Below are 21,620 nucleotides of genomic sequence, written 5' to 3' on the forward strand. Positions count from 1 at the left end.
TGAATTTGCGACATCCAGCGCTCCTTTTGCGACAACGCCGTAAAGAAGCTGAAAGGTTGGTTTCGCAAGTATCGCCAACATTGTCGGCGTGATATAAGTTTGCGCCGACACAAAAAGAAAGAGCCGCCCAGATAATAAAACAGGTGGGACGGCAGTACTCTTCTAAAACCAAAGGAGCAAATCACGATGCGCGTGATGAAGTGGAGCATGATCGCACTGGCAGTTGCTGCAGCAGCCAGTACTCAAATGGCTACGGCCGCCCCGTTTGTAAGTGACCAGGCTGAAGCCAAAGGTTTCGTTGAAGACGCGAAGTTTGATGTGTTGCTGCGCAACTATTACTTCAACCGCGACAAGAAAAACACCACCTCCAATGACCAGAAAGACTGGACCCAGGGTTTCCTGGGTAACTTCAGCTCCGGTTACACCCAAGGCACCGTTGGTGTTGGCGTTGATGCATTCGGCTACCTGGGCATCAAGCTCGACGGCGGCGACGGCACCACCGGTTCGGGCAACACCAGCCTGGATTCGCAAGGTCACAACAACGATTCTCTGGGTAAGGCAGGCGCAGCGATCAAGGCTCGCATCTCCAAGACCGAGCTGAAATTCGGTGAGTTCCAGCCAAGCACTGCTCCAGTCTTCGCGGTCGGCGGCTCGCGCCTGATTCCTCAGACTGCTACCGGTTTCCAACTGCAAAGCAGCGAAATCGAGAATCTGGATCTGGAAGCCGGCCACTTCTACTCGGCCTCCAGCCAGGACGAGATGAACAGCGACGGCGAGCTGCACTCGCAGTACTCCAGCACCACTGATGACCCTGTCACCGGCAAAACCATGGACTTCGCCGGTGGTAAATACGGTATTACCGACAACCTGAGCGTCTCGCTCTACGGTTCGAAGTTCAAGGACATCTGGAACCAGTACTACAGCAACGTGAACTACACGCTGCCAATCAGTGGTGACACGTCGCTGAACACCGATTTCAACATCTACCGCACTACCGATTCGGGCAGTTCGAAAGCTGGTGATATCAGCAACACCACGTTCTCCCTGGCAACCGCACTTTCGTTCCTGAAAGCCCACACCGTGACTCTCGCCTTCCAGAAGGTCAACGGTGATACGCCGTTCGACTACGTCGGCGTAGGTGACAACAACCGCGGTGGCGACTCGATTTTCCTGGCCAACTCCATCCAGTACTCCGACTTCAACGGTCCGAACGAAAAATCTGCACAGATTCGTTATGACCTGAAAATGGCCGAGTACGGCGTTCCAGGTCTGAGCTTCATGACCCGTTATGTGAGAGGCTGGGACATTGACGGCTCCAAAATGGATGCTGACAGCCCATACCGTTCGTACGGTTACGGTGATGATGGCAAGCACCACGAAACCAACCTTGAAGCCAAATACGTAGTTCAGGCCGGCCCGGCCAAAGACCTGTCCTTCCGTATTCGTCAAGCATGGCACCGTGGCAACACCGATCAGGCTGAAGGCGATATCAACGAGTTCCGCCTGATCGTCGACTACCCACTGTCGATCTTGTAATCGCCAACAGTTAGTTTGCGATAATAAAAAAGGGCCCATCTTCGGATGGGCCCTTTTTATTGGTGCTTCATTCAACTAATGCCTTGCCAACAATTCAGGCACTTAGTTAGCAACCTATCATTGCGTCGCCGATTCCTGCACTACGCGTATAACCCGCTGCGGAAATGGAATATCAATCCCGGCAGCCTTCAAACGATCACGCGCCTGTTCATTGAACATGAACATCACATCCCAATAATCCGCAGTTTTAACCCATACGCGCAGGGAAACAGTGATCGAACTGTCGCCCAATGTCGAAATCACTGCCTGTGGCTCCGGGTCCTGCATGACGCGGGGATCCTTGGCCAGATCCAGCAGTACCTGACGGGCCTTCTGCAGATCCGCTTCGTAATCAACGCCGACATCAAAAACGACTTTACGGGTTGGCTGACGATTGGTGTTGGTGATGATGCCGTTCGACAGGTTGCCGTTGGGCACGATGATGGTCTTGTTGTCGCCGGTACGCAGCACGGTGTGGAAAATCTGAATGCTGTCGACGGTACCCGCTACACCTTGGGCTTCGATCCAGTCACCGATGCGGAACGGGCGGAACAGCAGAATCAGCACGCCGCCCGCGAAGTTCGCCAGGCTGCCCTGCAAGGCCAAGCCAATCGCCAGACCCGCAGCACCGATAGCCGCAACGAACGAGGTGGTTTCGACGCCGATCATCGACGCAACGCTGACAATCAGCAGCACCTTGAGAATGATGTTGGCCAGGCTGCTGATAAAGCCTTGCAGTGCCAGATCGGCATTGCGCAGGGCGAGCAGACCGCCGAGTTTTTGCGTGACCTTGTTGATCAGCCACCAGCCGATGGCCAGGGTAATTACTGCCAGCAGCACGCGGCTGCCGTATTCCATGATCATCGGGATCCACGCCTGGGACGCCTTGACCAGGTGGTCCACTTCAGCATTCAAATCCATGTTCTATCTCCTGATTTCCGGCTTCCCGGGGTGTATTCAAAACAACTGTGGGAGCGAGCCTGCTCGCGAAAGCGGTTTGTCAGTCAACTCATCGCTGAATGAAACACCGCATTCGCGAGCAGGCTCGCTCCCACATAGCCTTCAGACCAAGCTTAGTCGCGGAAGTTGTTGAACTGCAGCGGCATGCCGAATTCCTTGGCACGCAGGGCCGCGATGGCTTCCTGCAGGTCGTCGCGTTTCTTGCCGGTGACACGCACCTGCTCGCCCTGAATGGCGGCCTGGACCTTGAGCTTGGCTTCCTTGATGTGGCCAACGATCTTCTTCGCCAGCTCTTTGTCGATGCCTTCCTTGAGGATGGCGTCCTGCTTCATCAGTTTGCCCGAAGCGTAAGCGTCCTTGACCTCGAGGCACTGCACGTCGATCTTGCGCTTGGTCAGCGCCAGCTTGAGGATTTCGATCATCGCTTCGAGCTGGAACGCGGCTTCGGCGGTGAGGCTGACGGTCAGGTCCTTTTCCTTGAACTCAAAGCTGCCCTTGCCTTTCAGGTCATAACGACGATCGAGTTCCTTCACGGCGTTCTCGACCGCGTTGGTGAGTTCGTGTTTGTCCAGTTCGGATACCACGTCGAACGACGGCATGTAATCTCTCCAATAAAAAGGCGCGCTCGATGTGCATGGAGCGCGCTTGGCTTGCGGTTAAAATCGGGCTCATTATAACGGGTCTTTCCTACCGATACGGCGAGCCGCACATGCCTGCAAGCAATCGAGCAAAAAACTGATGTCGACCACCTGGCACGTACTTGGCGCCGGCAGCCTCGGCACACTCTGGGCGACACGTCTGGCCCGCGCCGGCTTGCCGGTGCGGCTGATCCTGCGCGATGCGGCGCGTTTGCAAAGCTATGCGGCAGTGGGCGGCTTGACCCTGGTAGAAAACGGACAAGCTCATACCTATGCAGTTCCCGGCGAAACCCCGGACAGCCCCGAGCCGATTCGCCGATTGCTGGTCGCGTGCAAGGCCTATGACGCCGAAGAGGCCGTCGCCCGCCTCGCTTCCCGCCTCGCGCCGGACGCCGAACTGATCCTCCTGCAGAACGGCCTCGGCAGTCAGGACGCCGTCGCCGCGCGGGTGCCACAGGCGCGCTGCATCAGCGCCTCCAGCACCGAGGGCGCGTTCCGCGATGGCGATTGGCGCGTGGTGTTTGCCGGTCACGGCTTCAACTGGCTGGGCGATGGCGCGAATCCGCTGGCGCCGGTCTGGCTGGACGATCTGCAAGCGGCGAACATTCCCCATGAATGGAGCGCTGACATCCTCACTCGGTTGTGGCGCAAACTGGCGCTGAACTGCGCGATCAACCCGTTGACCGTGCTCCACAATTGCCGTAACGGCGGGCTGAGCGAGCATCACTGCGAAGTCGCCACACTCTGCGCCGAACTGGCTGAACTGCTCGAACGCTGCGGCCAACCGGCTGCGGCGGACAATCTGCAAGCGGAAGTCGAACGAGTGATCCACGCCACCGCCGCCAATTACTCTTCGATGTTTCAGGACGTCGCCAACCAGCGCCGCACCGAGATCAGCTATCTGTTGGGCTACGCCTGCAAAGTTGCCGAGCGGCATCAGTTGAACCTGCCGCATCTGCACCAGTTGCAGCAACGTTTGGTGGCGCATCTGCGCAAGCGTGGATTGCCCAGTGACTGAGCAGCCGCTAGGCTGACGACTTGTTCCCCTGCTGCGATAAACCTGATGCCATTGCGCCAGCGCCTTGAAAACCTGCCGGTCGGCCAGAAACTGCTGGCCGCCCTGCTGGTGTTGTTGACCACGGTTCTGCTGGTCGCCAACCTGACCTTTATCAGCGCCGCCTATTACATTTCTCAGGAAAGCATGGCGCCACAGGCCTTGCAGACCATCGGCCGGCTGATCGCCAACCCGAGTCTGGTCAGCGATGCGCTGGAGTCGCCGCGCAGCGCCGAGCGCCTGCTCAAGGAACTTGACAGTTATTCACCGCTGCGCGCCGCCGCCCTGTACGACGGCAAGGGCGAACGCCTGGCGCAAGTGCAGCGCGGCGAAAAACTCAGTCTCCCCGAGCGTTACCGCCACGTCGAAGCGTGGCAACTCACCGAGTTTCGCAGCAATCAACTGATCACCCTGCCCCGCCCCGGCGCCGCACCTGGGCATCTGCTGCTGGTGGCCAGCAGCGAACTGCCGATGGCGTTCTACACCGGCACCCTGACCGCCAGCCTCGGTATCCTGATCTTCAGCGTACTGCTGTGGCTGGTGATTGCCCGGCAGATCAAGCGCCTGATCACCCGGCCGATTCATCAGCTTGAGGAATTGTCCCGGCAGGTCACCCGCGAAGAAAATTACGCCCTGCGCGCTGCACGCGGCAACCATGACGAAATCGGCAGTCTGGCCGAGGCGTTCAACACCATGCTTTCGCGCATCGAAGCCCGCGAGCAGCAGCTCAAACGCGCCCGCGACGACTCGCAGGCCGCCTACGATCAGGCGCAGGGGCTGGCCGAGGAAACCCGCCACACCAACCGCAAACTGGAGCTGGAAGTCCAGGTGCGCAGCAAGATCGAGAAGAAACTCACCGGCTTCCAGAATTATCTCAACAGCATCATCGACTCGATGCCGTCGGCGCTCATCGCTCTCGACGAGCAGCTTTACGTCACCCAGTGGAACCAAGAGGCCAGCGCGCTCTCCGGCACGCGCCTGGACGAGGCGCTGAATCAGCCGATCTTCCTCGCCTTCGAACCGCTCAAGCCGTTTTTGCCGCAACTCAAGGCCACCGTCGAACAGCACACCGTGGCTAAAGTCGATCGGGTGACCTGGTTCAAGGACGATGAACCCAAGCATTACGCGCTGACGTTTTATCCGCTGATGGGCGGTGCCGGGCGTGGCGTGGTGATCCGTATCGATGACATCACCCAGCGTCTGTCGCTGGAAGAAATGATGGTGCAGTCGGAGAAGATGCTCTCGGTCGGTGGCCTTGCGGCCGGCATGGCCCATGAAATCAACAACCCGCTTGGCGCGATACTGCACAACGTGCAGAACATTCGTCGGCGTCTGTCGGCGGATCTGCCGAAGAACATCGAAACTGCCGAACAACTGGGCATCGAACTGGACACTGTGAACCGCTACCTGCAAGGCCGCGAAGTCCCGCAACTGCTCGACGGCATTCAGCAGGCCGGCGCCCGCGCGGCGAAGATCGTCACGCACATGCTCAGCTTCAGCCGCCGCAGCACCCGGCAAATGGCGCCGTGCGATCTGCCGGCATTGATTGATCAAGCCGTGGAAATCGCCGGTAACGACTTCGACCTGGCCATCGGCTTCGACTTCAAGGGCCAGGCGATCATTCGTCAGTTCGACCCGGCCCTCGGTCCGGTGCCGGGCACCGCCAACGAGCTGGAACAGGTGCTGCTCAATCTGCTGAAAAACGCCGCTCAGGCGATTCACCAGCGCGCAGACGACAGCGAGCCGGGGCGGATCATTCTGCGCACCAGGCTCAATCCGCCGTGGGCCGAGATTCAGGTCGAGGACAACGGCATCGGCATGAGCGAGAGCGTGCGCAAGCGTACCTTCGAGCCGTTCTTCACCACCAAGGAAATCGGCCAAGGCACCGGCCTGGGCCTGTCGGTGTCGTACTTCATCATCACCAACAATCACAAGGGCCAGATGGAAGTGCAGTCGGCGCCCGGCCAGGGCACTTGCTTCACCCTGCGTCTGCCGCTGGCGCAACCTGCGCCGTTGACCACCGAAACCAATTCACTACCGAGGTAACCCATGGGCTTTCGCTTGTCGAAGATCTACACCCGCACCGGCGATAAAGGCGAAACCGGCCTCGGTGACGGCCGCCGCGTTCCCAAGGATCACCCGCGCATCGAGGCGATCGGCGAGGTCGATACGCTGAACAGTCAGGTCGGCGTACTGCTGGCCGGTTTGATCGCCGAGCGAGAGTTGCATCCGGGGCTGAATGAAATCATTGAGGTGTTGGCGCCGTGTCAGCATCGCTTGTTCGACCTGGGCGGCGAGTTGGCGATGCCTGAATATCAGGCACTGAACGAGGCTGAAATCGAGCGTCTGGAAGCGGCGATTGATGTGTGGAATGAAGAGCTGGGGCCGCTGGAGAACTTCATCTTGCCAGGTGGTTCGATGTTGATTGCGCAGGCACATGTCTGCCGCAGTCTGGCGCGCAGTGCCGAGCGCCGCTGTCAGCATTTGAACTCGATTGAGCCATTGGCCGGGGTTGGCCTGGCGTATATCAATCGGTTGTCGGATTTGCTGTTTGTTGTGGCGCGGTTGATTGCGCGGCGGCAGGGAGTCGCGGAGATTCTCTGGCAGCCGGCTGCGAAACCTGAAGGAAAGTAGCGCCTGTCAGGACGCTTCGCGAGCAGGCTCGCCCCCATATTTGACTGCGTTCTGACTGAAGAAATGCAATCCACTGTGGGAGCGAGCCTGCTCGCGAAGAGGCCGCTAGCCTCAATCGAGAATCAAGCTTCTGGCCAAAACGCCCGAATCCCCGCCACACCCTGAGCCCCAACACCCCAAGCCTTCTCGCGTTCCGCCGGCCCTACTCCACCGAGCAGAAACACCGGTTTACTGAAATCGTCGATCAACGCCTGCGCCTGCTCCCACCCCAACGGCTGTGCATCCGGGTGCGTCAGCGTCGGCTGCACCGGCGACAGGGTGACAAAGTCGACGCCCATCTGCTCGGCCAGCGCCAGCTCTTCAGCGTTATGGCACGACGCCGCGAGCCAGCGCTCCGCCGGCAACGGACGCCCTGCCGCTGCGTATTTACGCAGTTGCGCAGCGGTGATGTGCCAACCGGCAGATGGGAAATCGCCGAGCCATTCGAACGGCCCTTTGATCATCAACTGTGCCTTGCCCGCACACAGGCCCACCGCATCGACCGCCAGATCACGGTATTTCGGGTCGTAGCCGTTGGGTGCGCGCAGCTGGATCAATTTGATTCCGCCGGCGATCGCCTTCTGGATGCCGCGCAACAAGGCCGGGCCTTCCAGATCTTCCGGAGTGATCAGGTATTCGGCAGGCAAGCGCGCCGCCGCGACGATCGGCTGATTGGCCGCCGGGAACTCGTAGTTGATCAATTCCCTGGCAGTGACCCAAGCCAGTGGCTGACCTTCCGCGCCGTGGGGTTCGCCGCTGAATGCCGAGACTTCCCAGACATCCAGCAACACCTGTTTGTCCGGGTAATCGTGGCGAACCTTGATCAGCGGGCGGGCAGCATCAACGACGATGCCCAGCTCTTCGTGCAGCTCACGAGCCAGTGCCGATTCGACCGACTCGTCAGCCTCGACCTTGCCACCGGGAAATTCCCACAAGCCGCCCTGATGCTGGGTGTCGGCACGGCGGGCGATAAGGATTTTGCCGGCGCCGTCACGAATGACGGCAGCGGCGACGTGGACGCGTTTCACGGGTTCAATTCCTCCAGTCCAGCCTTTTGCCACGCTTTGAAGGCGGGCCATTGGTAGACGGTTTCAACATAAGCTTCGTCGACTGCCGGCAACTTCACCTGATAGGTGCGCAGGCGCACAGCGATCGGCGCGAAAAAAGCGTCGGCGAGGCTGACACGACCGAACAGGTAAGGCCCCTCTTCCGTCGCCGCCGCGCGGCATTCGGCCCATAGCGCGAGCATGCGTTCGATATCGACCTTCACTTCTGGCGGCACCGGGTTCAGCGGTGCGTCCTGGCTCAGGTTGAACGGCATGTGATTGCGCATGGCGAAGAAGCCGCTGTGCATCTGTGCGCAGGCCGAGCGGGCCTGGGCACGGGCGAAGGTATCGCTCGGCCAGAGTTGCTCGGACGGAAACTGCTCAGCGAGGTATTCAGCGATGGCCAGCGAATCGGCAATCGTGCCACGGGCGGTTTGCAGCAGCGGCACCTTGCCGGTCGGCGAGTGCTTGAGCAGACGCTCGCGGGTGTCGGGCTTGCCGAGCTTGATCAGCTCTTCGCTGTAGGGTGCGCCGCTCAGTTCAAGCGCCAGTGCCGCACGCAGGGACCAGGAGGAAAGCAGTTTGTCGCCGATGATCAGGTGCAGGGACATGGTGTGGCGCCTTTTCGTCAGAGGAAACTTCAAGATTTATTGTGTCGCAACCTCCGCTTTCGCGAGCAAGCTCGCTCCCACAGGTTCTGAGGTGTACACAACATTTGCGAACGGCCGTAACCACTGTGGGAGCGAGCTTGCTCGCGAAGAGGCCGGCAGCCCACTCCCACACCTTGAATCAAGTACGGTATTCAGCGTTGATCTTCACGTACTCATGCGACAGGTCGGTGGTCCAGATGGTTTCGCTGCAATCGCCGCGCCCCAGTTCGATGCGAATGGTGATTTCTTCCTGCTGCATCACCGCCGAGCCCTGGGCTTCAGTGTAGGTCGCGGCGCGGGCGCCACGGCTGGCGATGCACACGTCGCCGAGGAATACATCAATCTTGCTCACGTCCAGGTCCGGCACACCCGCACGGCCGACGGCGGCAAGGATGCGGCCCCAGTTCGGGTCGGAGGCAAACAGCGCGGTCTTGATCAGCGGCGAATGGGCCACGGTGTAACCGACGTCCAGGCATTCCTGGTGGTTGCCGCCGCCATTCACTTCAACGGTAACGAACTTGGTCGCGCCTTCGCCGTCACGCACGATGGCCTGGGCGACGTCCATGCACACTTCGAACACCGCTTGCTTCAGCTTGGCGAACAGCTCGCCTTCAGCGCGGGTGATCTCAGGCAGCGCGGCCTTGCCAGTGGCGATCAGCATGCAGCAATCGTTGGTCGAGGTGTCGCCGTCTATGGTGATGCGGTTGAACGACTTGTTCGCACCGTCGAGCATCAGGTTGTGCAGCACGTCGCGGGAGACTTTGGCGTCAGTGGCGATGTAACCGAGCATGGTCGCCATGTTCGGGCGAATCATGCCGGCGCCTTTGCTGATGCCGGTGACAGTGATGGTCACGCCGTCATGCTCGAACTGGCGGCTGGCGCCCTTCGGCAGCGTGTCGGTGGTCATGATGCCAGTGGCGGCGGCTTCCCAGTTATTCTCCGACAGATCATCCAGCGCAGCTTGCAGCGCGCCTTCGATCTTCTCGACCGGCAGCGGCTCGCCGATCACGCCAGTGGAGTACGGCAGAATCTGACTGGCATCGACGCCGGTCAGCTCGGCCAACTTAGCGGTGGTGCGCTCGGCAGCCGCCAAGCCAGGCTCGCCGGTGCCGGCGTTGGCATTGCCGGTGTTGGTCAGCAAGTACCGCACGGCATTGTGCACGCGCTTTTTCGCCAGGATCACCGGCGCGGCGCAGAACGCGTTCAGGGTGAACACGCCAGCCACGGTCGAACCTTCAGCACAGCGCATCACCACTACATCCTTGCGCCCCGGGCGCTTGATGCCGGCCGAGGCGATACCGAGTTCAAAACCGGCAACCGGGTGCAACGTTGGCAAAGGACCAAGACCAACAGCCATGAATGCGCTCCTTACTCAATGATGTCAGCACCGCCACGGGAAAGGACGGTGGGATAAATGGCAAAACGCCGCGACGGCAGGAGCCGGTCGCGGCGCGGGGTGTTCAGCGATTGAAACGGGTTTTACTGGATCTGCCCGTGGCAATGCTTGTATTTCTTGCCCGAACCGCAGTAGCACAGTTCGTTGCGGCCCAGCTTCTGCTCGTTGCGAACCGGGGCAGCGGCGGTGGCCAGTGCCACATCGACCTCTTCACCCAACGCTTCCGGCTGATCCAGCCCAGGCGCTTCGGCGTGTTCGAACTGCATGCGCGCCGCCAGTGCTTCGGCTTCCTGACGCAGGCGTTGCTCTTCGGCTTCCGGATCTTCGCGACGCACCTGAACGTGCGAGAGCACGCGGATCGAGTCGCGCTTGATCGAATCGAGCAGCTCGGAGAACAGCGTGAAGGACTCGCGCTTGTATTCCTGCTTCGGGTTCTTCTGCGCATAGCCACGCAGGTGAATGCCGTGACGCAGGTGATCCATGGTCGACAGGTGGTCTTTCCACAGGTCGTCGAGTACGCGCAGGACGATCTGCTTCTCGAACGAGCGCAGCGCCTCGGCACCGGCCTGATCTTCTTTCTCGTTGTACGCCGCCATCAGCTCGGTCATGAGCTTCTCGCGCAGGGTTTCTTCGTACAGGTGATCGTCTTCGTCGAGCCATTGCTGGATCGGCAGTTTCACGCCGAAATCGCTTTCGATCGACGCTTCCAGACCGGCAACGTCCCACTGTTCTGGCAGCGATTGCGGCGGAATGTGCGCGCTGACGGTAGCGTTGAGCACGTCCTGACGGAAATCGGCGATGGTCTCACCGATGTTGTCGGCGGCCAGCAACGTGTTACGCATGTGATAGATCACTTTACGCTGTTCGTTGTTGACGTCGTCGAACTCGAGCAGTTGCTTGCGGATGTCGAAGTTGCGGCCTTCAACCTTGCGCTGCGCCTTCTCGATCGCGTTGGTCACCATGCGGTGTTCGATCGCTTCGCCCGGCTGCATGCCCAGAGCTTTCATGAAGTTCTTCACCCGGTCAGAGGCGAAGATGCGCATCAGGCTGTCTTCCAGCGACAGATAGAAGCGGCTCGAACCGGCATCGCCCTGACGGCCGGCACGGCCACGCAGCTGGTTGTCGATACGGCGCGATTCGTGACGCTCGGAAGCGATGACCTGCAAGCCGCCGGACTCCAGCACCTGCTGGTGACGCTTCTGCCAGTCGGCCTTGATCTGGGCGATCTGCTCAGGGGTTGGGTTTTCCAGCGAAGCGACTTCCACTTCCCAGTTGCCGCCCAACAGGATGTCGGTACCACGACCGGCCATGTTGGTGGCGATGGTCAGCGCACCCGGACGACCGGCCTGCGCGATGATTTCGGCTTCTTTTTCGTGGAACTTGGCGTTGAGAACCTTGTGTTCGATGCCTTCTTTGACGAGCAATGCGGACATGTGCTCGGAGGTCTCGATGGTCGCGGTACCCACCAGCACCGGACGACCGGCCGCCATGCTTTCCTTGATGTCGGCCACGATCGCCGCGTATTTCTCTTCGGCGGTGAGGAACACCAGGTCGTTGTAGTCTTTACGCGCCAACGGCTTGTTCGGCGGGATGACCATGACTTCCAGACCGTAGATCTGGTGGAATTCGAACGCTTCGGTGTCGGCGGTACCGGTCATGCCGGACAGCTTGGTGTACAGACGGAAGTAGTTCTGGAAGGTGGTCGAGGCCAGGGTCTGGCTCTCGGCCTGGATGTTCAGGCCTTCCTTGGCTTCGATGGCCTGGTGCAGGCCTTCGGACAGACGACGACCCGGCATGGTACGACCGGTGTGTTCGTCGACCAGTACGACCTGACCGTCCTGGACGATGTATTCGATGTTGCGGTTGAACAGCTTGTGCGCACGCAGACCGGCGTAGACATGGGTCAGCAGACCGAGGTTGTGCGCCGAGTACAGGCTCTCGCCTTCGGCCAGCAGGCCGACGCGGGTGAGCATTTCTTCGATGAACTGGTGACCGGCTTCGTTGAGTTCGACCTGACGGGTCTTTTCGTCAACGGTGTAGTGGCCAGCCTTGGTGACCTGGCCTTCGACTTCCTCGACGTGCAGTTCCAGCTGCGGGATCAGTTTGTTGATCTCGGTGTACAGCTTGGAGCTGTCCTCGGCCTGACCGGAAATGATCAGCGGGGTACGCGCTTCGTCGATGAGGATGGAGTCGACTTCGTCGATCACGGCAAAGTTGAGTTCGCGCTGGAATTTTTCATCCATGCTGAACGCCATGTTGTCGCGCAGGTAGTCGAAACCGAATTCGTTGTTGGTGCCGTAGGTGATGTCGGCGGCGTAGGCGGCGCGCTTCTCTTCCGGCGGCTGGAACGGCGTCACGACGCCGACGGTCAGGCCGAGGAATTCATACAGCGGGCGCATCCAGTTGGCGTCACGGCGGGCCAGGTAGTCGTTCACGGTCACAACGTGCACGCCCTTGCCGGACAGTGCGTTGAGGTAAACACCCAGGGTGGCCACGAGGGTCTTGCCCTCACCGGTGCGCATTTCGGCAATCTTGCCTTCGTGCAGGGTCATGCCGCCGACGAGTTGTACGTCGAAGTGGCGCATGCCCATCACGCGCTTGCCAGCCTCGCGGGCGACGGCGAAGGCTTCCGGCAACAGCTTGTCGAGGGTTTCCCCTTTGGCAATACGGGCCTTGAACTCGGCGGTCTTGGCGCGCAATTGATCGTCCGAAAGGGCCACCATTTGCTCTTCGAAGGCATTGACGAGCTGCACCGTCTTGAGCATGCGTTTGACTTCACGCTCGTTCTTGCTTCCAAAAAGTTTCTTTAACAAAGGCGCAAACATATCGGCAGGATCTTCCACACTAAAGGGATGGAGGGCGGCCCCGTGAGTCGCCCGTGCAGCCCTCATGGCCGCATGCGAACGAGCATTCTACCCGGAAACGGTGGTGAGGAAAGTGGCGATGTTCCACGATGCTGGCACTGCGCTTTGACGGGGCTCACTTAAAATAGGGGCGTTTTGCTCAACTTCAACCCGTCGGGGGAAAGAAGTCAGGCGTTGATTTAATGAGCAAATCAGGGACAAAAGCAATGGCCCAGAGGTTCCGCAGCTTTCTGCTACCATGGCGCCTCTGTTCCTTCAGGTGTTCGATCATGGCGTTTCGCCCTCTCACGGCCAGAGCACCCGCCGTTCTGTTACGTGAAGCCAAACCGCTCAAAGCCATCCTCGGCCATGCCCAGCGCCTGGAGCATTTGCAGCGCCTGCTCGAAAGCCAGCTGCAACCGGCCGCCCGCGAGCATTGCCGGGTGGCCAAATGGCGCGAAGGCGAGCTGTCGCTGGTGGTCACTGACGGCCATTGGGCGACGCGCCTGCGCTATCAGCAGAAACGCCTGCAACGGCAGCTGCAATTGTTCGAAGAGTTCGCCAACCTGACGCGGATCAAATTCAGCGTGCGCCCGCCGATCATTCAGCACCGGGCGGTTGGGCACACGATGGATCTGTCGAGCAGTGCGGCGGAGACGATTCAGTCGACGGCCGACGGGATCAGCGATCCGGGATTGCGCGCGGCGCTGGAGCGGCTGGCGGCGCATGCCAAAGGTAAAGCCTGAAGCAAAATCAAAAGATCGCAGCCTTCGGCAGCTCCTACAGAATGAATGCATTTCAACTGTAGGAGCTGCCGAAGGCTGCGATCTTTGCTTTTAGCGGCGCTTGCTGCCGCCCAATAAAGACCCCATCAACCCGCGCACCAACTGCTTGCCGAGATTATTGGCCGCCTGACGCATCGCCGATTTCAACGCCTGCCCTGCCGCCGTGCCGAGGAATTCTCCCGCGCGGTCAGCCAGGCTCGGCTCTTCGGCCGCCGCTTTGCCCGCTGGTGTTTCAGCCTCGGGCGCCAGCCCTTTGCGTCCCATCAAGATCTCATAGGCCGACTCGCGATCGATCGGCTTGTCATAGCGCCCCTTGAACGGCGAGCCGGCGATCAGCACGGTGCGCTCGGTTTCGGTCAGCGGACCGATCCGCGATTGCGGCGGTGCCACCAGCACACGCTGGACCATTTCCGGCGTGCCCTTCTCGGTCAGCGTGCCGACCAGCGCCTCACCAATACCTAACTCAGTCAGCACCGACAGACTGTCGAACGCCGGATTCGGCCGAAAGCCATCCGCCACTGCCCGCAGGGATTTCTGCTCTTTGGCGGTGAACGCACGCAGGCCGTGTTGAATGCGCAAGCCCAACTGCGCCAGCACGTCATCCGGCAGATCCGCCGGCGACTGGGTGACGAAATACACGCCAACACCCTTGGAACGAATCAAACGCACCACTTGCTCCAGGCGTTCCTGCAACGCCTTGGGCGTGTCGCCGAAGAGCAAGTGCGCTTCATCGAAGAACAGCGCCAGCAGCGGCTTGTCAGCATCGCCGCGCTCGGGCAGTTGCTCGAACAACTCGGCCAGCAGCCACAGCAGGAACGTTGCGTAAACCTTTGGCGCCTCGTGCACCAGCCGACTGGCGTCGAGCAGATGGATGCGTCCACGCCCATCGGCGGTGGGTTGCAGAATGTCTTCGAGTTGCAGCGCCGGCTCGCCGAACAGGGCTTCGGCGCCCTGCTGTTCCAGTGTCGCCAAGCGGCGCAGCAGCGCCTGGCTGGAACCGGTGGTCATCAGCGCCGCGTCTTCGCCCAGCAGCTGCGGATTGTCCTTGAGGTGATTGAGCAGCGCTTTCAGATCCTTGAGATCCAGCAACAGCAAGCCTTCGCGATCCGCCACCTTGAAAGCCGCGTACAACGCCGACTGCTGACTGTCGGTCAGCTCGAGCAGGCTGCCGATCAGCAGCGGGCCCATTTCGCTCAGGGTGGTGCGCAGCGGATGTCCGGACTCACCGTGGATGTCCCACAGAGTCACGGGATAAGCCTGCGGCGTGTGACCGAGCCAGGGCATGCCGGCGATGCGCTCGGCCACTTTGCCCTGCGGGTTGCCGGCAGCACCTAGGCCGCACAGGTCGCCTTTAATGTCAGCGGCGAACACCGCGACACCGGCGTCGCTGAACGCTTCGGCCAGACGCTGCAATGTCACGGTCTTACCGGTGCCGGTAGCGCCGGCGATCAGCCCGTGGCGGTTGGCCAGGCGCATGGCCTGAGCGATGGGTTGCGCGGCCGGATCAGCGCCGATAACGAGTTGCGAAGAGTCAGGCATTTTCTCACCCAATGGTTAATCTTTGATGACACATGGCCGATACATAAATTGGATAGACCCATCAGAAAATCGGGTCGGACATTTCCCTAAGGAGAGCCGGAAATATCAGTTTTTCAACCTTGCCCATAGTGCGCGTCTCTATCAAAGCACGCCCAGGACATTAAGACCTTAGCGGAACCCCAAGCCATGAACAAAAACCTGCGCTTCAGCCATAAGATTTTGCTTGCCGCCGCGCTCATCGTCATTGCCGCTTTCGCCTCGTTCACGTTGTACAACGACTGGCTGCAACGCAATGCGATCCGCGATGATCTGAACAACTACCTCAATGAAATGGGCGAGGTCACCGCCGGCAACATCCAGACCTGGCTCAGCGGGCGCATTCTGCTGATCGAGAACGCCGCGCAGAACATCGCCATCAACCCGGAACCTGCCACGGTCGCCAGCCTGCTCGAACAGAAAAGCCTGACTTCGACGTTCATGGCCACCTATCTGGGCGATGCCACCGGGCACTTCACCATCCGCCCGGACGTGAAAATGCCGGACGGTTTCGATCCGCGCGTACGCCCTTGGTATAAAGGCGCCGAAAGCAGCAGCACTTCAACCCTGACCGAACCCTACATCGATGCGGCCACCGGCCAGTTGATCATCTCCATCGCCACCGCGTCGAAAAAGGCCGGGCAGAGCGTCGGCGTGGTCGGCGGCGACCTCAGCCTGCAATCGCTGGTCGACACCCTCGCCGCACGGGATTTCGATGGCATGGGCTACGTGTTCCTGGTCAGCGCTGACGGCAAGATCCTCGTTCATCCGGACAAGGCCCTGGTGATGAAGTCGCTCAAAGAAGCCTACCCGCAGGACACCCCGCGCATCAGCAGCGATTTCAGCGAAGTGACGGTTGATGGCAAAACCCGCATCGTCACCTTCGCCCCGATCAAGGGCCTGCCGTCGGTGAACTGGTACATCGGTCTGTCGATCGACAAGGATCAGGCCTACTCGATGCTCAGCGAATTCCGCACCTCGGCAGTGATCGCGACCATTATTGCCGTGGCGATCATCATTGCCCTGCTCGGCATGCTCATCCGCCTGCTGATTCAGCCGCTGCACGTGATGACCCGCGCCATGGAAGACATCGCCGACGGCGAGGGCGACCTGACCAAACGCCTGAACATCGTCAATAACGATGAATTCGGCATCCTCGGCACCGCGTTCAACCGCTTCGTCGAGCGCATTCACGGCTCGATCCGCGAAGTGTCCTCGGCCACCGGCCAGGTCAACGAAGTCGCCCTGCGCGTGGTCGCTGCGTCGAATTCGTCGATGTACAACTCCGATCAGCAAGCCTCGCGCACCAGCAGTGTTGCCGCCGCGATCAATCAGCTCGGCGCCGCCGCCCAGGAAATCGCCCGCAACGCTGCCCAAGCATCGAATCAGGCCAGCGACGCCCGGGGTCTGGCCGAGGATGGCCAGCAAGTGGTCGAGCGCAGCATCAAGGCGATGAACCAACTGTCGAGCATGCTCAGCGCGTCGAGCACCAACATCGAGTCGCTGAACAGCAAGACCGTCAACATCGGCCAGATTCTCGAAGTGATCACCAGCATTTCCCAGCAGACCAACCTGTTGGCGCTGAACGCGGCGATCGAAGCGGCGCGTGCCGGTGAGGCCGGACGTGGTTTTGCCGTGGTGGCCGATGAAGTGCGCAATCTGGCGCACCGCACTCAGGAATCGGCGCAACAGGTGCAGACCATGATCGAGGAACTGCAAGTCGGCGCCCGGGAGTCGGTGAGCACCATGAGCGACAGCCAGCGCCACAGTCAGGACAGCGTCGAGATCGCCAACCTCGCCGGCGAACGCCTGAACAGCGTGACCCAGCGCATCGGCGAGATCGACGGAATGAACCAGTCGGTGGCGACCGCGACCGAGGAACAGACTGCGGTGGTCGAGTCGATCAACGTCGACATTACCGAGATCAATACGCTGAACCAGGAGGGTGTCGAGAACCTGCAAGCGACATTGCGCGCGTGTTCGGATCTGGAGCAGCAGGCTTCGCGTCTCAAGCAACTGGTGGGCAGCTTCAGGATTTAAGCTGCGGCGACTGGCCACTTCGCGAGCAGGCTCGCTCCCACAGGGAAAATGCATTCCATTGTGGGAGCGAGCCTGCTCGCGAATATCTACCTTTCAACGAAACCCGACTGACACCCCACCGCGCAATCCCGACCGAACATCTATTCTGGATAACGGTCAACCAAGGGAGAACAACACAGCGGAGGGTTGCTCACCGTGCATATCGCCGACATCACCATGTTCTACGCCCCGGCCAGCGGAGGCGTACGCACTTATCTGGATGCCAAACACCGTCGCCTCGGCGACCGCAACGCCATTCGTCACAGCCTGCTGATCCCCGGCGCACGACTGGGTGAACATGACGGTATCTACACGGTCCCAGCGCCCGCCCTGCCCTTCGGCAAAGGTTATCGCTTCCCCCTGCGCCTGGCGCCTTGGCGAAACGTCCTGCAGGATTTGCAGCCGGACCTGATCGAAGTCGGCGATCCCTACCTCACCGCGTGGGCGGCGCTGGATGCGCGGCGGCAGCTGGATGTGCCGGTGATCGGCTTTTATCACTCGGATCTGCCGCTGCTGGCGGGCAATCGCATGGGCCATTGGGTCACGCCGAATGTCGAGGCTTACGTGACTCGTCTGTACGGCAATTTCGATCGTGTGCTCGCGCCGAGCCAGGTCATGGCTGACAAGCTCACCGGGCTTGGCGTGCGCAATGTTCATGTGCAGCCGCTGGGCGTCGATCTGCACACCTTCCATCCTGACGCCCGCGACCCCGGCCTGCGTGCCGAACTGGGAATCGCTGAAGACACCCGCCTGCTGATCTTTGCCGGGCGCGGTTCCAAGGAGAAAAACCTGCCGGTGCTGCTCAAGTGCATGCAACGCCTCGGCCCGCGCTATCACTTGCTGCTGGTCGGCTCGTCGATGCCCGCTGCGGTGCCGGACAACGTCAGCGTCATCGATGAATTCTGCCCGGCGCCAAAAGTCGCGCGGCTCATGGCCAGCGCCGATGCGCTGCTGCATGCCGGCGACCAGGAAACCTTCGGGCTGGTCATCCTTGAGGCCATGGCCTGCGGCATTCCCGTGGTGGCGGTGGCGGCCGGGGCGTTTGAAGAGATCGTCAACGATTCCTGCGGCCTGCTCTGTGCACCGAATAATCCGCAGGCCATGGCCAATGCCGTGCGCGAGCTGTTCAGTCGCGGTTGCGCCCGCCTCGGTCAACAGGCGCGCCAGCACGTCGAACGGCATTACGCCTGGGACACCGTGGTCGACAGTCTGCTCAGCCACTACCACGCCGTGCTTGGCCATACGCTGCCACGGGTGGCCAATGGTTGAAGAAATGAAAGCTGTTTGCCTGGTGTTGCATGATGTGGCGCCCTCGACCTGGGCGGATTACCAGCCCTTCGTCGAGGCCGTCGATGCGCTAGGCAATGTGCCGATGACCTGGCTGGTGGTGCCGGACTTCCATCGCCACGATTCCCTTGATGCCAACCCTGCGTTTCGCCGAGTACTCGATGCCCGTGTCGCCCGGGGCGATGAACTGGCGCTGCACGGTTATTACCACGACGATCAGGAACCCCTGCCGAACACCCCGCGCGACTGGTTCATGCGCCGGGTCTACACCCATGAAGGCGAGTTCTACCGTTTGTCCCGCGAAGCAGCCCTCGCCCGCCTGCACGCCGGTCTGGAAATGTTTCAGCGCTACGACTGGCCGGTGCACGGCTTCGTCGCCCCGGCCTGGCTGATGAGCGACGGCACGCGCCAGGCTTTGCGCGAATTACCGCTCAGCTACACCAGCGATCCGCAGCATCTTTATCGCTTGCCCGACTTCAGCGCCATAGATGCACCGGGGCTGGTGTGGAGTTCGCGCAGTGCCTGGCGTCGTGGCTTGTCGAAAATCGTCAGCGACCAGCGTGAACAGCGCTGGCGCGAGGCATCGGTGATTCGTCTGGGCCTGCATCCGGTGGACATGCGTCACCGGTTTTCTCGCGATTACTGGTTGCACACGCTGCAACGCCTGCTGGCGGAGGGACGCGTGCCGCTGACCAAGATCGACTGGCTCGCCCGACAGCGCGGTCAGCTGGAACGCGCAGCATGAAGCGCAGCCTGTTGTTGCTGATCGGCCTGCTGGCAGCGGTGCTGATTCCGGTGCTGCTCGGCGGCGGCGAAACCTGGTCGCGCCTGCGCAGTTTTCCGCTGAACTGGCTGTTGATCATGTTCGGCATGATCCTGCTGTGCTGGGGCATCAATACGCTGCGCCTGCGTTTGTTGCTTGGCGATCAGCGCGAAAAGGTCGCGCCGTTGAAAAGTCTCGGCGTGGTGATGGCAGCCGAGTTCGCCTACTGCGCAACGCCTGGCGGCAGCGGCGGGCCGCTAACCATTATGGCGTTGCTGGCGCGCTGCGGCGTGCGTCCGGCGCGGGGCAGCGCAGTGTTTGCCATGGATCAGCTCAGCGATCTGCTGTTCTTTCTCTGCGCCCTGAGCGGGATCCTGATTTACGCGCTGTTCCAGCACCTGAGCGATCGTCTTGAATGGCTTCTGACGGTCAGCGCCGTTTCGCTGTTCGGCGGTTTGTTCAGTTGCGTATTGATTGCGCGTTATCACCGCGCATTGATCCGCCTGAGCGGGCGGCTGTTGGCGGGAATGAATGTCACGGCGCGCACTCGCCGACGCTGGGCGCGCAAGTTGCTGCACTTTCTCGCGGCGTTTACCGATACCTTGAAGTTGCCTTGGCAGACGCTGGTTCAGGTGTTTGCCCTGACCTGCGTGCACTGGCTGCTGCGCTACAGCGTCTTGTATCTGGCCTTGCGTGGGCTCGGTGCCGACTTGCAGTGGGCATGGAGTTTTCTGGTGCAGATGCTCTCGCTGGGCGCCGGCCAGTTCAGTTTGTTACCCGGCGGCGCGGGAGCGGCGGAATTGACCTCGGCCGCGTTGCTCGCGCCGATGGTGGGCAAATCCACCGCAGCGGCGGCGATCCTGATCTGGCGGGTGGTGACGTATTACTTCTATCTGCTGGTTGGCGGGCCGGTGTTCGTGTTGATGCTGGGCAAGCCGTTGCTGAAGAAGCTGATGAACGTCAGGCAGGCTTCTTAGGTTCGTCCTGCTCTTGCTGGAATTGCTCCCAAAGCTCGGCGGCGCCGGGGAATTCGGTGCCGTCGTCCGGGCTCATGTCCTCCGGGTCGTAACGACTCAGGCAACCTTCACCAAGGGTGGCGGGCGCTTTTGAAGTGGCTTTGTCCAGTGGATCGCTCATGGCTTTTCCTCGGGCTCAAATGACAAGGGCCTGGACGATTCAACGCCCAGGCCCTTGGTTTTTCAAGCGTGGCGTGCTCGATCAGAACACAACCGTCTTGTTGCCGTGCACCAGCACGCGGTCTTCGAGGTGATAACGCAGGCCGCGGGCCAGCACCATCTTCTCGACGTCACGGCCGAAACGCACCATGTCTTCGATGCTGTCACTGTGGCTGACACGCACCACGTCCTGCTCGATGATCGGGCCGGCGTCCAGCTCTTCGGTCACGTAATGGCAGGTTGCGCCGATCAGCTTGACGCCGCGCAGGGACGCCTGGTGATACGGCTTGGCGCCGACGAACGAAGGCAGGAAGCTGTGGTGAATGTTGATGACCTTGTGCGCGTATTCGCGGCACATGTCCGGCGGCAGGATCTGCATGTAGCGCGCCAGCACCACCACTTCGGCGTCATGCTGCTTGACCAGCCGCGACACTTCGTCAAATGCAGGTTGCTTGTCCTGCGGATTGACCGGCACATGGTAGTAAGGGATGCCGTGCCACTCGACCATGCTGCGCAGGTCGTCGTGGTTGGAGATCACGCAGGAGATTTCGCAATCCAGTTCGTCGCTGTGCCAGCGGTGCAGCAAGTCGGCCAGGCAGTGGGATTCGCGGCTGGCCATCAGCACCACGCGCTTTTTCTGCTCGGTGTCGGTGATGCGCCAGTCCATCGAGAACTCTTCGGCGATCGGCGCGAACTTCTCGCGCAACTCTTCGATACCGAACGGCAGGGAATCGGCACGGATTTCGTGACGCATGAAGAACCAGCCCACTTGATTGTCAGAGTGGTGGCTCGCTTCGGTGATCCAGCCGTTATGAGAGGCCAGAAAATTACTGACTTTGGCAACGATGCCAACGCGGTCCGGGCAAGATATCACCAGCCGAAAAGTGCGCATGAGGGGGAAACTCCAGAACTTCACAAAGGCCGCCATTCTAGCGACTGCGCAGGAAAACTGCAGTACGCATGCGCGCCGGGCGCAACGAAGCTCGGCGAAACGGCTTTCTGACGCGGGCCTTCGTCAAGACCGTGACGCTTTAGCGAGGCTTTTGTCAGACAACTGTAAATATCTGTGCTGACTGCATCACATTATTTAACTGAACATTCAATTGACGGCTAACTCCTGT

18 protein-coding genes are annotated in these 21,620 nt (G+C 60.6%); 9 read left to right on the forward strand and 9 right to left on the reverse strand.

Translation table 11 applies throughout. The features are described from left to right. Positions 1 to 186: 186 nt before the first annotated feature. Positions 187 to 1,536: an OprD family porin gene (locus PS14A_RS19255; RefSeq protein WP_122602087.1), complete on the forward strand. Its 1,350-nt coding sequence runs from the start codon at positions 187 to 189 to the stop codon at positions 1,534 to 1,536. A gap of 117 nt (positions 1,537 to 1,653) precedes the next feature. On the opposite strand, the gene PS14A_RS19260 is transcribed toward PS14A_RS19255, so the two are convergent. Next, positions 1,654 to 2,496, reverse strand: a complete 843-nt coding sequence (locus PS14A_RS19260) for a mechanosensitive ion channel family protein (protein WP_137214005.1) — start codon at positions 2,494 to 2,496, stop codon at positions 1,654 to 1,656. 152 nt (positions 2,497 to 2,648) lie between these two features. Continuing rightward, the gene (locus PS14A_RS19265; RefSeq protein ID WP_016773491.1) at positions 2,649 to 3,134 is read right to left on the reverse strand and encodes a YajQ family cyclic di-GMP-binding protein; all 486 of its coding nucleotides are present in this window, start codon (positions 3,132 to 3,134) and stop codon (positions 2,649 to 2,651) included. Positions 3,135 to 3,273: 139 nt separating this feature from the next. On the opposite strand from PS14A_RS19265, the gene PS14A_RS19270 reads away from it, so the two are divergent. From PS14A_RS19270 to PS14A_RS19280, 3 genes are read left to right on the forward strand one after another with little or no spacing between them, the layout of a single operon-like run. Next, the gene (locus tag PS14A_RS19270) at positions 3,274 to 4,191 is read left to right on the forward strand and encodes a putative 2-dehydropantoate 2-reductase (RefSeq protein ID WP_212616983.1); all 918 of its coding nucleotides are present in this window, start codon (positions 3,274 to 3,276) and stop codon (positions 4,189 to 4,191) included. A gap of 45 nt (positions 4,192 to 4,236) precedes the next feature. After that, positions 4,237 to 6,273: a HAMP domain-containing sensor histidine kinase gene (locus tag PS14A_RS19275; RefSeq protein ID WP_212616984.1), complete on the forward strand. Its 2,037-nt coding sequence runs from the start codon at positions 4,237 to 4,239 to the stop codon at positions 6,271 to 6,273. 3 nt (positions 6,274 to 6,276) lie between these two features. Further along, positions 6,277 to 6,861, forward strand: a complete 585-nt coding sequence (locus PS14A_RS19280) for a cob(I)yrinic acid a,c-diamide adenosyltransferase (RefSeq protein ID WP_137214007.1) — start codon at positions 6,277 to 6,279, stop codon at positions 6,859 to 6,861. A gap of 122 nt (positions 6,862 to 6,983) precedes the next feature. On the opposite strand, the gene PS14A_RS19285 is transcribed toward PS14A_RS19280, so the two are convergent. From PS14A_RS19285 to secA, 4 genes are all read right to left on the reverse strand, one after another. Beyond that, complete coding sequence (locus PS14A_RS19285; RefSeq protein WP_212616985.1) at positions 6,984 to 7,928, reverse strand: Nudix family hydrolase; 945 nt, start codon at positions 7,926 to 7,928, stop codon at positions 6,984 to 6,986. After that, positions 7,925 to 8,557 carry a glutathione S-transferase family protein gene (locus PS14A_RS19290; protein ID WP_212616986.1) on the reverse strand — a complete coding sequence of 211 codons (633 nt, stop codon included), beginning with the start codon at positions 8,555 to 8,557 and terminating at the stop codon, positions 7,925 to 7,927. Before PS14A_RS19290 ends, PS14A_RS19285 begins: the two co-directional genes overlap by 4 nt. Before the next feature lie 178 nt (positions 8,558 to 8,735). Beyond that, entirely contained in the window at positions 8,736 to 9,953 is a 1,218-nt protein-coding gene (argJ, locus tag PS14A_RS19295) for a bifunctional glutamate N-acetyltransferase/amino-acid acetyltransferase ArgJ (protein WP_134176729.1), read from the reverse strand. A 122-nt stretch (positions 9,954 to 10,075) separates the two neighbouring features. Next, on the reverse strand, positions 10,076 to 12,817 hold the full coding sequence (secA, locus tag PS14A_RS19300; protein WP_130910013.1) for a preprotein translocase subunit SecA: 2,742 nt from the start codon (positions 12,815 to 12,817) through the stop codon (positions 10,076 to 10,078). Between the two features lie 308 nt (positions 12,818 to 13,125). Here secA and PS14A_RS19305 point away from each other — a divergent pair, with 308 nt between their 5' ends. After that, complete coding sequence (locus PS14A_RS19305; protein WP_110646619.1) at positions 13,126 to 13,581, forward strand: DciA family protein; 456 nt, start codon at positions 13,126 to 13,128, stop codon at positions 13,579 to 13,581. A 90-nt stretch (positions 13,582 to 13,671) separates the two neighbouring features. Here the strand turns inward: PS14A_RS19305 and PS14A_RS19310 are convergent, their stop codons facing one another. Then, a complete protein-coding gene (locus tag PS14A_RS19310; protein WP_212616987.1) occupies positions 13,672 to 15,159 on the reverse strand; it encodes a helicase HerA-like domain-containing protein in 1,488 nt (495 codons plus the stop codon). Between the two features lie 186 nt (positions 15,160 to 15,345). On the opposite strand from PS14A_RS19310, the gene PS14A_RS19315 reads away from it, so the two are divergent. The 4 genes from PS14A_RS19315 to PS14A_RS19330 all read left to right on the forward strand — a co-directional run bounded on the left by PS14A_RS19315 (position 15,346) and on the right by PS14A_RS19330 (position 20,301). Continuing rightward, positions 15,346 to 17,235 (forward strand): methyl-accepting chemotaxis protein, encoded by a 1,890-nt coding sequence (locus PS14A_RS19315; protein WP_212616988.1) that lies wholly within the window; start codon positions 15,346 to 15,348, stop codon positions 17,233 to 17,235. Positions 17,236 to 17,451: 216 nt separating this feature from the next. Continuing rightward, positions 17,452 to 18,543, forward strand: a complete 1,092-nt coding sequence (locus PS14A_RS19320; protein ID WP_212617052.1) for a glycosyltransferase family 1 protein — start codon at positions 17,452 to 17,454, stop codon at positions 18,541 to 18,543. After that, on the forward strand, positions 18,536 to 19,306 hold the full coding sequence (locus PS14A_RS19325; RefSeq protein WP_212616989.1) for a polysaccharide deacetylase family protein: 771 nt from the start codon (positions 18,536 to 18,538) through the stop codon (positions 19,304 to 19,306). The genes PS14A_RS19320 and PS14A_RS19325 overlap by 8 nt, the downstream gene beginning before the upstream one ends. After that, positions 19,303 to 20,301: a lysylphosphatidylglycerol synthase transmembrane domain-containing protein gene (locus PS14A_RS19330; protein ID WP_137214015.1), complete on the forward strand. Its 999-nt coding sequence runs from the start codon at positions 19,303 to 19,305 to the stop codon at positions 20,299 to 20,301. The genes PS14A_RS19325 and PS14A_RS19330 overlap by 4 nt, the downstream gene beginning before the upstream one ends. Here the strand turns inward: PS14A_RS19330 and PS14A_RS19335 are convergent. Further along, the gene (locus PS14A_RS19335; protein ID WP_212616990.1) at positions 20,285 to 20,461 is read right to left on the reverse strand and encodes a hypothetical protein; all 177 of its coding nucleotides are present in this window, start codon (positions 20,459 to 20,461) and stop codon (positions 20,285 to 20,287) included. The genes PS14A_RS19330 and PS14A_RS19335 overlap by 17 nt on opposite strands. An 81-nt stretch (positions 20,462 to 20,542) precedes the next feature. After that, the gene (gene purU / locus PS14A_RS19340) at positions 20,543 to 21,391 is read right to left on the reverse strand and encodes a formyltetrahydrofolate deformylase (RefSeq protein ID WP_016773477.1); all 849 of its coding nucleotides are present in this window, start codon (positions 21,389 to 21,391) and stop codon (positions 20,543 to 20,545) included. Between the last annotated feature and the right edge of the window lie 229 nt (positions 21,392 to 21,620).

The organism is Pseudomonas sp. 14A, assembly GCF_018132745.1.
Taxonomy (GTDB): domain Bacteria; phylum Pseudomonadota; class Gammaproteobacteria; order Pseudomonadales; family Pseudomonadaceae; genus Aquipseudomonas; species Aquipseudomonas mercuritolerans.